6 protein-coding genes are annotated in these 12,816 nt (G+C 46.5%); 2 read left to right on the top strand and 4 right to left on the bottom strand.

Going from position 1 to position 12,816, the window contains the following annotated elements; translation table 11 throughout:
• Window positions 1-170 precede the first annotated feature (170 nt).
• Window positions 171-2,174 carry a methyl-accepting chemotaxis protein gene (locus tag OX890_RS08475; protein WP_268650424.1) on the top strand — a complete coding sequence of 668 codons (2,004 nt, stop codon included), beginning with the start codon at window positions 171-173 and terminating at the stop codon, window positions 2,172-2,174.
• 642 nt (window positions 2,175-2,816) lie between these two features.
• Here OX890_RS08475 and cydX read toward each other — a convergent pair.
• The 4 genes from cydX to purL all read right to left on the bottom strand — a co-directional run bounded on the left by cydX (window position 2,817) and on the right by purL (window position 10,817).
• A complete protein-coding gene (cydX, locus tag OX890_RS08470) occupies window positions 2,817-2,933 on the bottom strand; it encodes a cytochrome bd-I oxidase subunit CydX (protein WP_006082469.1) in 117 nt (38 codons plus the stop codon).
• 19 nt (window positions 2,934-2,952) lie between these two features.
• A complete protein-coding gene (gene cydB / locus OX890_RS08465; RefSeq protein WP_268650423.1) occupies window positions 2,953-4,092 on the bottom strand; it encodes a cytochrome d ubiquinol oxidase subunit II in 1,140 nt (379 codons plus the stop codon).
• Window positions 4,093-4,107: 15 nt separating this feature from the next.
• Window positions 4,108-5,664 (bottom strand): cytochrome ubiquinol oxidase subunit I, encoded by a 1,557-nt coding sequence (locus tag OX890_RS08460; protein ID WP_012089727.1) that lies wholly within the window; start codon window positions 5,662-5,664, stop codon window positions 4,108-4,110.
• Window positions 5,665-6,935: 1,271 nt separating this feature from the next.
• Window positions 6,936-10,817, bottom strand: a complete 3,882-nt coding sequence (gene purL, locus OX890_RS08455) for a phosphoribosylformylglycinamidine synthase (protein ID WP_268650605.1) — start codon at window positions 10,815-10,817, stop codon at window positions 6,936-6,938.
• Between the two features lie 280 nt (window positions 10,818-11,097).
• Here purL and mltF point away from each other — a divergent pair, with 280 nt between their 5' ends.
• Window positions 11,098-12,528: a membrane-bound lytic murein transglycosylase MltF gene (gene mltF / locus OX890_RS08450; protein WP_006085674.1), complete on the top strand. Its 1,431-nt coding sequence runs from the start codon at window positions 11,098-11,100 to the stop codon at window positions 12,526-12,528.
• The last annotated feature ends 288 nt before the right edge of the window (window positions 12,529-12,816 follow it).

Below are 12,816 nucleotides of genomic sequence, written 5' to 3'. Positions count from 1 at the left end.
AGGACTTTTTATCTGCCGACATGTCTGTGGAATGAATCCATTAACTCAAGTCAAAACTGGTAAAATATCAAAGAATTGACTATACAATTGCTTAAATACTAGACCCATATCAAGACCATGGAGTGAGACTTAGGCTACATTGATGTAACCGTTACCTATAGGATCGTACGATGAATTATAAAAATTGGCCTATTGCTAAACAAATAGGTGCCCTTGCGTTTATTCTCACACTCACCATTTTTGGCATACTCAGTACCGTTTCCTACAAAGCCGCTTCAAATGTATTAGAAGATAAAGGCATGAGTGCCATGAAGTCCGAAATGCGTGCCGTTTCAGACATGTTAGAACTGCAATACGATAGCCTTTTGCAGCTTGCAAGGCGCAACGCCGATGTGTTTAAGGAAATGTATCCAGGGCAATTTAGTAAACCAGATAAAACCGTCAATGTGATGGGAGTCAGCTCCCCCGCCCTCATGCACGAACAAGAACAAATTAACTCATCAAAAAGTAAAGTCGATCGTTTTGCTAACCTGACAGGCGGCACGGCAACGGTATTCGTGCGCGATGGCGATGATTTTATGCGGGTGTCGACCTCACTCAAAAAAGCTGATGGTAGCCGTGCACTAGGCACCTTCCTTGGTAAAACGCATCCAGGCTATCAAGCGCTGATCAGCGGCCAAGAATACGAAGGCTACGCCAAACTCTTCGGCAAAGACTATATGACAGTCTATCGCCCAGTTAAGGACGTCCAAGGCCAAGTCATTGGTATCTTATATATTGGCTTTGACATCACCAGCTCGTTAAAACAATTAAAAGATGCAGTAAACAGACTCACGCTAGAAGAAAGCGGCCGTTTTCTGTTAGTCCGCAAAGCGGACAATGTACTTGTCGCGCATCCTCAGTTTAATTCTGGCGACGTTATCACCGAGAGTATGCTCGATGGGTTAAGTGTGGCTGAGGCCACGAAAGATGATTCTGAGTACAGTTATAGCAATAGTAAAAATGAGCCTATGTTTGCCTATAGCCAAACCGTAACCGGCTGGAATTGGATGTTGGTAGGCCAAGTTAAGGCGAGTGAGCTCAATGAAGAAAGTATGCAGTTACTCACTATCAACGCTATCGTTGCCCTCACAGGGATTGCGCTGATCACGGCACTGCTTTCAGTAGTATTAATCCGTGCACTTAAACCGTTACATGCCCTACAAGTGCATATGGAAAGGCTAGGGAGTGGCGATTTTAGTCATCACTTAGCGCCATCGGAACCACAGAGTCAAAACGAAGTTGATCGCATCACCACCAGTGTATCGACCATGTCCTCAGAGTTAAGGCAGTTGATCATTGCCCTGCAGGATTCGGTGATGAGTTTAGAGCAGCAGGCTTCTAAGGCACAAAGTATCGCCAAACAGAATGGCGAAGAAGCTCAGGCCTTAATGCTACAAACGGATCAAATTGCTACTGCCATTGAAGAAATGTCGACCTCTATCCGTGATGTGGCGAATCATGCCCAAGACGGCGCAGTGCAGAGCCAGCAAGTGGATGCTGCGGCGAAAGAAGGCCAAGATCAACAAGTTAAAGTAGTGCAAGATTTACTCAAGCTCAGTGAACAGCTCAGTAACAGTCATCAGTCGGTTGAAAAAGTCAGTCACGAAAGTGAAGCCATCAGTAAAGTCACCGAAGTGATTAACAGCATTGCCGAGCAGACAAACTTACTGGCACTCAATGCGGCGATTGAAGCGGCGCGCGCAGGCGATCAAGGTCGAGGTTTTGCGGTCGTTGCCGATGAGGTGAGAATCTTAGCTCAGCGTACCCAATCATCCATTTTAGAAATTGGCCAAACAATTGGAAAGCTGCAAACCCAAGTGAAAAGCACCACAGAGCAAATGGGTCAGAGTCATCAATTAGGTATGGAATCCGCAGCACAGGGCGAAGCAACCGGCGAGCAGCTAAAGGAAATCACCCGCCGGATTGGCGAACTCGCCATTAGTTCACGTAATATCGCCTCGGCAACTGAACAGCAAAGCAGTGTTGCAGAGGAAATCACCCACAATTTGCATCAGATCAGTGAACTAGCAAATGAGGGCGAGCACCGTGCCACTGAAACGGTGCATTCAGCTAATGAACTGTCTTCCTTAGCCGCGGCTTTAAAACGCCAAATAAGCCAGTTTAAGGCTTAATTAGACTAGCGCGACGGGCTCGACTAGCTCAAATTTTTAATCAGTTGTTTATCAAATGCCACCCACACTGGGTGGCATTTTTTATGGCCGCGATTCCAACAGTTTTGGGGCATCATTCAAGAAAGCGACTTGAGGAGACAGTTATTGATATTCGCTATTTTAAAAGCGCGTTGTAAAAGAATATGGAGTAAAGATTTTAAATAATACGGAGCAATAGCCTGTATCTATCGCCATCAAAAAGCGATGAAGTGATAAAGTCTAAATGGGTGAATACCTTTTAATAAGGAGTCTTCAGAGATCGTCACTTGATGAAGTGTCTTTAATGACATGCTTCACTTATTTATGCTGCCCCATTCAGCCTCAGTAATAACTGCACTTAGGCATTCAGCCCTGATAATCCACACTCTTTGTCACAACCTCTCAATCTTAGACGCCACATCTGTCAGGCATCGCACTCACGACAAAACGGATATCGGCGCACCTGCTGCGATTGCATCAGCACACGGCTACCTTTTATGGAGTTAGATATGCTGGCTAATAGGATAGTTCTGCTGCAACACAGGTTAAACCTTGCCTCACCCAGCAAATAAATCCCAATAAAAAACCCCGCTAGAGCGAGGTTTTTTAAATCGAGTTTAGACGTTACTCGGCATCGTCTGCCGATCTGTCCATGTTCTCAGTATTCTCAAGCCACAGGGCATTGATAATCCCGAAAGAACAGGCCAACAAAACCCCTAATATCCACGTAAAATACCACATAGCAGATGCTCCTTAATGCCTAATAGAGTGAGGCTTTGTTATCTTCAATATGCTTACGGCCAATACGACCAAACATCTTGTAGTAAGTCCAGACAGTGTAGCTCAACACTATGGGTACGAAAATCGCAGCTGCAGCAGTCATAACACCTAAGGTCTTTTTACTGGCTGTTGCATCCCACATAGTCAAACTGACGTTAGGGTCTAGTGACGATGGCATTACGAATGGGAACATTGCTGCACCGCAAGTCAAAATCACCATAGCCACAGTCAGTGAGCTGAATAGGAACGCAAAACCTGAACGGTTAAAGCGGCTCACCAGAATCACTAACAACGGCAATACCACACCTAAGATAGGGAACAGCATAGTGATGGGGTATTTGTCATAGTTGGCAAGCCAAGCACCCGCTTCAATCGCGACTGTTTTCATTGCTGGGTTAGAAACCGCATTATGGTCAAGGACAGATGTCACTACATAACCATCGATACCATTGGCTAACCACACGCCCGCCGCAGCAAACAACACAGCCACTAACAATGCGAAGAATTGTGTCGCTTTCGCAGCACGCACTCGCAGCTCGCTATCTGTCTTCATTTGTAGCCAAGAAGCGCCTTGCATCATAAACATGCTCACGCTCACAAGACCAGCCAGTAGACCGAAAGGATTCAACAGACCGAATAGACCGCCGTGGTAAGTCGCACGTAGGAACTCGTCGAATTCAAACGGTACGCCTTGTAACAAGTTACCAAAGGCTACGCCTATGATCAGCGGAGGCACAAAACCACCGGCAAACAAAGCCCAATCCCATGACTTACGCCACTTTGGATTTTCGATTTTAGAACGGTAATCGAATCCGACTGGACGCATATAGAGGGCAAACAGCACTAACATCATGGCGACATAGAAGCCAGAGAAAGACACTGCATACACCATAGGCCAAGCGGCAAATAACGCACCACCTGCTGTGATTAACCACACTTGGTTGCCGTCCCAATGGGGAGCAATAGTGTTGACCATGATACGGCGCTCAGTATCGTCTTTGCCTATGATTGGCAGTAACGCACCGACACCCATGTCAAAACCGTCAGTAACCGCAAATCCGATGAACAGCACGCCGATCAGAGCCCACCAGATAACTCTTAATATTTCATAATCAAACATAATGAAATCCTCTGCTTAGGCTTCTAGTTTCTCGAAATGATAACGACCAGTTTTTAAACTGCTCGGACCAATGCGGGCAAACTTAAACATCAAGAACATCTCAATCACCAGCAGCACAGTGTAGAAAAGGGTGATAGAAAGGATACTGAACCATAAGTCGCCAGTCGTTAAGCTTGAGGCAGACATAAAGGTCGGTAATACCTCAGAAATCGTCCAAGGTTGACGACCATACTCAGCCACAAACCAACCACACTCAATCGCAATCCAAGGCAATGGCAAGCTATAAAGTGCAGCTTTAAGTACCCATTTCTTCTCGACGATTTGATGACGTGTGCTTTGCCAGAATGCCGCAGCAAATACGAATAACATGATAAAGCCTAGACCCACCATCACACGGAAGCTCCAGAAAATCGGTGCTACGTTAGGGATAGAATCTTTAGCCGCCGCTTTAATTTGCTCTTCAGTGGCATCGACCACTTTATCTGTGTAGCGTTTCAGCAAGAAACCATAGCCTAAGTCGACTTTTGCTTCTTCGAAGGCCGCACGCAGTTCAGGTGTTTCTTCACCCGCACGCAGCTTCACTAACATGGCATAGGCTTTCATACCGTTACGGATGCGCACTTCATGCTCAGCAATCAAGTCATGGATACCCGTGACTTCTTCATCCAATGAGCGTGTTGCCACAATACCCATAGCATAAGGAATTTTGATCGCATAATCCGTGTGCATGGTTTCTTGATTTGGGAAACCAACCGCAGTAAAGGCCGCAGGAGCAGGTTCAGTGTGCCATTCAGCTTCAATCGCCGCTAACTTAACACGCTGTGCTTCACCGACTTTATAGCCAGATTCATCACCTAACACGATAACCGATAGAATTGCCGCCATACCAAAGCTTGCCGCAATCGCAAATGAGCGACGGGCAAAAGGTAAGTCACGTTTCTTGAGGATGTAATAAGCACTGATTGCCAGTACAAACATGGCACCCGCGACATAACCCGAAGCCACAGTGTGAACAAACTTCACCTGCGCAACAGGGTTAAACACCACTTCGGCGAAGCTGGTCATTTCCATGCGCATGGTTTCGTAATTGAACACTGAACCCACAGGGTTTTGCATCCAACCGTTTGCCACTAAAATCCACAATGCCGACATGTTAGAGCCAAAGGCCACTAACCAAGTCACCACTAAATGTTGACGTTTAGTGAAACGATCCCAACCGAAGAAGAACATACCGACGAAGGTAGATTCGAGGAAAAAGGCCATTAAACCTTCAATAGCCAGAGGCGCACCAAAGATGTCCCCTACGTAATGCGAATAGTAAGACCAGTTAGTACCAAACTGGAATTCCATTGCCAAACCTGTGGTAACCCCCAAGGCAAAGTTAATACCAAATAACTTACCCCAGAACTTAGTCATATCTTTATAAATTTGTTTATCCGTCATCACATACAGTGATTCCATGATAGCCAGCAAAAATGCCAACCCCAACGTCAAGGGAACAAACAGGAAGTGATACATGGCTGTCAGCGCAAACTGCAACCGCGATAGCTCAACAACCTCTTCAACAATCATCGGTGACTCCTTACTTGGTGCGTCCAATTGCTATGATAAAACCCGCGTCAATCACAGCAAGTGCCTTTGTAGGATAGTGAGTTTTCATTTTGTGTTTATATCTGAACATCAGTATAAACCGTTAAATTTAATCTTTTGCATTAGTTCGAAGCAGCAAGGGCTAAAAAGTACCAATATCCGTCGCATATTGAGACGCGAGTCACACTATCGCAAGTAACTGAGACCGACACCTTACCACTCAATCAATCAAATGATCTCATCGATATAAATATCAGATAGTTAAGATATTTATTCGTTTTCATTTGTGGCTATTTTATACCACCTCGCTTTGATGCAAATCAATCAAACTCAGTGGTTTAGGTGGGTTTTGCGGTGAGGCACACACTTCCCCATTGAGAGGGATTGACAACTACATAAAACAGGAGTAGTGAGCAAGCGTTAATTAATGTAAACCCCTACTTTTATTGATTAGCCGCCACAAATCAGCTCCAGCCACCAAAAAACTAACAAACAAATAATGTTGCAACAAATTAACTAAAAAAGCTTAAAAATATTTTTAGCGCAAATTAATTTAAAACCTTTAAAATCAATAAATAAATCCACATATAGAAATAAATATATAAAAACAGCATTAAAATTCATTAGTTTTAATAATGAATAATTGTATTTTTTCTCGTTTGAGAAGCTTATCAGAGTTGTTTAATATATGTCCTGTGTTAAGGAGACAATTTGGTAGAACTGGTGTCGTAGCCCAGTCAATGCCAACTTCGCGCACATAGGTATTAACTTTTGGTGTGGAGATATCGATATGACTAAATTATTTGAACGTGTGGTTAACAGCTACAAGCGTGTTTTTGTTGAACTTTATACAGCTAATGAGCTGAAATAATTCCCCGAATTACTCGTGAAATTTATTGCATTAATTTGAAGTTTTGTTAGCGCAAAACGAGCCCCCCTCTCCTTGAGAGTGGGGGCTTTTTCTATTCTAAAGCCACAAAATCTGCCTTCAACTCTAGAACCCCATAAAACGTCACTCTCAGTATCAAGTACGCAACATACCTATTAATAGGTATTTACCGTAAAAAGATGCTGTTTTATCACTTTGGTCCATTAGATTATTTGCAACAAGTATTAATGATTTGAAATGCAAGATATTTCATAAAAGTGCATTTTAAATATAAAAAAAGGAGCGAAATTATCGCTCCTTTTTTACGATTAACTAAACCCGTTTTTACCCTTCAAAACTGGTAAAAGCCGCTGAGTTTACTCGCTTAACCTAAGGTCACTCGCGCATTACGGAACATACGCATCCAAGGGCTATCTTCACCCCAAGCATCCGGATGCCAAGAGTTCGCTACAGTCCTGAACACACGTTCTGGGTGCGGCATCATCAACGTTACGCGGCCATCAGTCGTACAAATTCCCGTCAAGCCATTTGGCGAGCCGTTCGGGTTTTGTGGATACTGAGTCGCGATATCCCCCTTACCATTGACAAAACGCAGCGCAATCGTGCCTGATGCTTCGGCAATCGCCAACGCTTCAGGGCTGGCAAACTCAGCCAAACCTTCACCGTGTGATACGGCGATAGGCATACGCGAACCTGCCATACCTTGGAAGAATAACGACGGGCTCTGTTGCACTTCAACTAAGCTGAAACGCGCTTCGAAACGCTCTGAGCGGTTGCGCACAAAACGTGGCCAATACTCGCTTCCTGGAATGATTTCTTTCAGGTTTGACAGCATTTGACAGCCGTTACACACGCCGAGGGCAAAGCTTGAGTCACGTTCAAAGAAACGTGAAAACTCATCGCGCGCACGGTCATTAAACAGAATCGACTTAGCCCAACCTTCACCTGCGCCTAATACGTCACCATAAGAGAAACCACCACAGGCCACTAGACCTTGGAAATCCTCTAGGCGGATACGGCCAGATAAAATGTCCGACATGTGCACGTCGCGGCTTTCAAATCCAGCGCGATCAAAGGCAGCAGCCATTTCCACGTGGGAGTTAACGCCCTGCTCACGCAAAATCGCCATCTTAGGCGCAGCGCCTTTTAGGATATAAGGCGCGGCAACGTCAGTGCTTGGATCGAAGCTTAAGTTAACCGTTAAGCCTAAATCGCTTTCGTCTTGCTTAAGTTTGAACTCTTCCAGTGCACACGCTGGGTTATCACGCATGGCTTGCATACGATAAGTGGTTTCTGACCACAAGGTACGCAGCGCAACACGGGTATCACTGAAAATTTCACGCGCGCCATCTTTAATGGTGATGCGTTGATCGTCAGCTAACGTCCCAATCACATGGCAAGGTACGCCAGCGATAGCAAACTGAGCGGCAATTTTCGCAGCGTTGTCGCGGCTCACTTGCAGCACAGCGCCGAGCTCTTCATTAAAGAGTCGCTCTAAATCCGTGCCCTGCAAGTCTTCTACATCTATGTCTAAGCCAGTATTACCCGCAAAAGCCATTTCCACTAAGGTGGTGAATAAGCCGCCGTCGCTTCGGTCGTGGTAAGCGATAACGGATTTCTTAGCCACTAGATTTTGCATGGTTTCAAAGAAACCGCGCAGCAGTGCAGCATCATCAAGATCCGGCGCAATATCACCTAGCTCACCAAACACTTGGGCTAAACAAGAACCGCCTAAACGATTTTTACCCGCACCGAGATCCACTAACAGTAAAGACGTTTCGCCTTTATCTGTGCGCAGCTCTGGCGTCACTGTATTACGAATGTCTTGTACCACGCCAAAAGCAGTAATCACCAATGACATTGGCGACGTCACGGTTTTATCCGCGCCATCTTGCTGCCATGCGGTCTTCATCGACATAGAGTCTTTACCGACCGGAATGGTTAGGCTGAGCTCTGGACACAGTTCTTCACCTACGGCTTTAACCGCTTCATAAAGACCCGCATCTTCACCGGGGTGACCCGCAGCAGACATCCAGTTAGCAGAAAGCTTGATACGCTTAAATGAACCGATATCGGCACCAGCGATGTTCATAATTGATTCAGCCACTGCCATACGGGCAGATGCGCCAAAATCAAGCAGTGCCAGCGGTGTACGCTCGCCCAGAGACATCGCTTCACCAGCGTAGGTATCAAAGCTTGCAGCTGTGACAGCGCAATCGGCCACAGGCACTTGCCATGGACCCACCATTTGGTCACGGTTAACTAAACCCGTTACTGTGCGATCGCCAATGGTGATAAGGAAGGTTTTATCCGCAACTGTAGGCAAGCTCAGCACGCGTTTAACCGCTTCTTTAACTTCAATATTATCTTGCGCTAACGCGGGTGATACCGCTTTGGCCGATACCACATCGCGGCTCATCTTAGGCGCTTTGCCTAATAAGACTTCGAGCGGTAAATCGATAGGATTATTATCGAAATGGCTGTCGCTAAGCGTTAAATGTTTCTCCGCTGTTGCTTCACCCACAACCGCAAACGGGGCGCGCTCGCGCTCACAAATGGCAGTAAATAGTTCGAGGTTTTCAGGGGCAACTGACATCACATAACGTTCTTGTGATTCGTTACACCAGATTTCCAGCGGGCTCATGCCTGGCTCATCTGAAGGCACGTTACGCAGATTAAATAAACCGCCGCGCTCGCCGTCATTCACAAGTTCAGGGAAAGCGTTCGACAAACCGCCCGCGCCCACATCGTGGATAAATTGGATAGGGTTTTTATCGCCAAGCTGCCAACAGCGGTCAATCACTTCCTGACAACGACGTTCCATTTCTGGGTTTTCACGTTGCACTGAAGCAAAGTCGAGATCTTCACTCGATTGACCCGATGCCATAGATGAAGCAGCGCCGCCGCCCAAACCAATGTTCATCGCAGGGCCACCCAGCACAATCAGCTTAGCGCCGACGGTGATTTCGCCCTTCTGTACATGCTCTTCACGAATGTTGCCCAAACCACCGGCTAACATAATCGGCTTATGGTAACCACGGACTTCTACGCCGTTATGGCTGCTGACTTCCTGCTCGTAGGTACGGAAATAACCGACCAGCGCAGGACGACCAAACTCGTTGTTAAATGCCGCACCGCCCAGTGGGCCTTCGGTCATGATATCGAGCGCGCTAACGATACGATCTGGCTTACCGTAGTTACCTTCCCATGGTTGAACAAAACCGGGGATTTTTAAATTTGATACGCTAAAGCCCGTTAAACCGGCTTTAGGTTTAGAACCACGACCCGTTGCGCCTTCATCACGGATTTCACCACCTGAACCGGTTGCAGCGCCAGGATAGGGGCTGATGGCGGTTGGATGGTTGTGGGTTTCCACTTTCATCAGGATGTGCATAGGTTCAGTGTGATAGTTGTACACCCCATCTGGATCGGGGAAGAAACGACCGGCAACCGAGCCTTCCATTACAGCGGCATTATCTTTGTAGGCAGATAACACGTGATCTGGTGTGGTTTCAAAGGTGTTCTTGATCATTTTGAACAATGACTTAGGCTGAACTTCACCGTCAATTGTCCAATCTGCGTTAAAAATCTTATGACGACAATGCTCAGAGTTTGCTTGAGCAAACATCATCAATTCGATGTCATGGGGATTACGGCCTAAACGGACGAAGTTTTCGACTAAATAGTCGATTTCATCTTCGGCTAAGGCAAGGCCCAATGCTGTGTTAGCCACTTCAAGTGCGCGGCGACCTTCGGCAAGAATATTGACGCTTTTAAACGGCGCAGGCTCAGTGCGTTTGAATAACACATCGGCTTTGGCAAAATCATCAAGCATGATTTCAACCATGCGATCGTGCAACAGCGCATTTAAGGCTTGTTGCTGCGCTACTGTCAGTGCATCTGACTCGACATAATACGCAACGCCTCGCTCCAAACGCTTCACTTTACCAAGGCCACAATTGTGCGCGATGTCAGTGGCTTTTGAAGACCAAGGAGAAATAGTACCGGGGCGAGGAGTGACAAACAGGAGTGAACCTTGGGGGATATGAGCTTCTATCGCAGGTCCATAGGTGAGAATTTTTTCAAGTTGCTGGCGTTCATATGTATCGAGCAACTCGCTCAAATCCGCTAAATGGACATACTCAGCATAGATTTGTCGTACCGGAAGCGCAGCGTTTTCGCAGGCCTCCATCAGCTTTTGCACCCTAAACGTCGAGAGTGCAGGGGCTCCGCGGATGATCTCCATCACGTCTATTCACCTTATTATTTATTATTGCAGGGGTCAGAGGTGGCGCTATTATAAGGAAATGTCTGCCACAAATCACCTGTGACCTTACGCAAAACAGTGTTTCCTGTGATATAAAAAACGCGACCATTTTAAGTCGCCATTTTCCCCCACGAATGATTTTTTTACGTTATCGCAGACAAACGGATATAATCCCACCAATGTCGGCCAGTTCACCACGCATGCCCCACTGTTAACTCGCTATCTATAATATTGATTTTATTTACTATAAGTACATTTAATGACTCGATTCCTGTTCGCTCTTATCTTAGGTTTCTTACTGACTGCCTGTCAGCAGGTGACCGTGGACGAAACAGAATTCGTGCCGAAAAAATTAACTGAGTTAAGAGTCGGCACACTCTACGGCCCACAGATTTATATGACATCTGGCCAAGGTGATAGCGGTTTCGATTACGATATGGCGGTATTGTTCGCCGAATACTTAGATGTGCCCTTAAAAATGGTGCCCTACACTAACCGTACCGAGCTGTACGAAGCCCTTAAAAAGAATGAAATCGACCTCATTGCCGCGGGCATGACAGAAACGCCCGCAAGGCGTGAACAGTTCCGCCTAGGACCGCCGCTGTACCGCGTTAATCAAGTATTGGTGTATCGCGAAGGCATGCCAGCGCCCAAAGATATCAGCGACTTAAAGGGTAAGATCACTGTCATCGCCGACTCTTCCTTCGTCGAGACATTAACTCAATTGCAAAAGCATTATCCAACGCTGGTGTGGGATCAAATTACCGACAAAGACAGCGAAGAATTGCTGGCTATGATCGCCAACAAAGAAATTGACTACACCATCGCCGACTCCAGCAGCGTACAAATCAACCGCCGCTACTTACCCGATCTGCGCTCTGGCCCCGTACTTGAAGAAAAGCTCGATGTAGTCTGGCTGTTGCCGCCGACCCGCAGTGATGAACTCATGAGTCAGTTACTGGCCTTTTGGCACCAAGAAAAGCTGGCTGGCACGCTCGATCATCTCAACGAGAAATACTTTGGCCATGTGAAGCGCTTCGATTATGTCGATACTCGGGCATTTATCCGCGCTATTGAAACCGTTTTGCCCCGCTATCGTCAGTTATTTGAAACCCATGCGGGCAATTTAGATTGGCGTAAGCTTGCGGCGACTAGCTATCAAGAGTCCCATTGGAATCCCCATGCTCGCTCGGCAACGGGAGTACGCGGCATGATGATGTTGACTCAGCCTACGGCAAAAGAAATTGGCATCACCAACCGTTTGGATGCGGAAGAAAGCATCCGCGGCGGCGCGGCCTATTTGAACGATATGATCAATCGTCTGCCAGAATCCATTCCCGAGAGTCAACGCATGTGGTTTGCACTGGCGTCGTACAACATTGGATACGCCCATGTTGAAGATGCGCGTAAACTAGCTGAATCAATGGAGTTAAATCCCAATGCGTGGCGAGATTTAAAGAAAGTGCTGCCACTGCTGCAAAAGCGTAAGTACTATCAAAAAACCCGCTACGGCTATGCCCGTGGCAGTGAAGCCGTCCATTACGTCGACAGTATTCGCCGCTACTACGACACATTAGTCTGGGTGGATAATCAGTCGAAACAGCAAAACCCCGAGGAAGAACCGAGCGATCTTGCGTCGGAAGAACCCGCCATTCCCGCTGGAACATTAAGCCCAGAACCACCTAAGTAATTTGAATCGCCGGAGCCCAGTCTTTAGATCTGGGTTTCTAGAGACTTAAATCAAAAAGCCAAACTGCTAAACCAAAGCTCTGTGAACTCAGTATCTGAAACTCTGTGCCAGAACCAAGCAGGCTTAACCAACTTAGGTTTACGCTTAAAAACATCGCTTAGTTCAGCTTATCTGACCAGTGCTATTGCTGCGCTCAAGTGCAACTGCTACTGTCTTGGGGTTATGACCTGCGATACATCACTGCAGGGCATCAATAATAACAATGAATGGGGTCAATATGAGAAGAAA

Source organism: Shewanella sp. DAU305 (genome assembly GCF_026802235.1).
GTDB lineage: Bacteria > Pseudomonadota > Gammaproteobacteria > Enterobacterales > Shewanellaceae > Shewanella > Shewanella baltica.
This window is presented reverse-complemented; position numbering and strand designations above follow the sequence as displayed.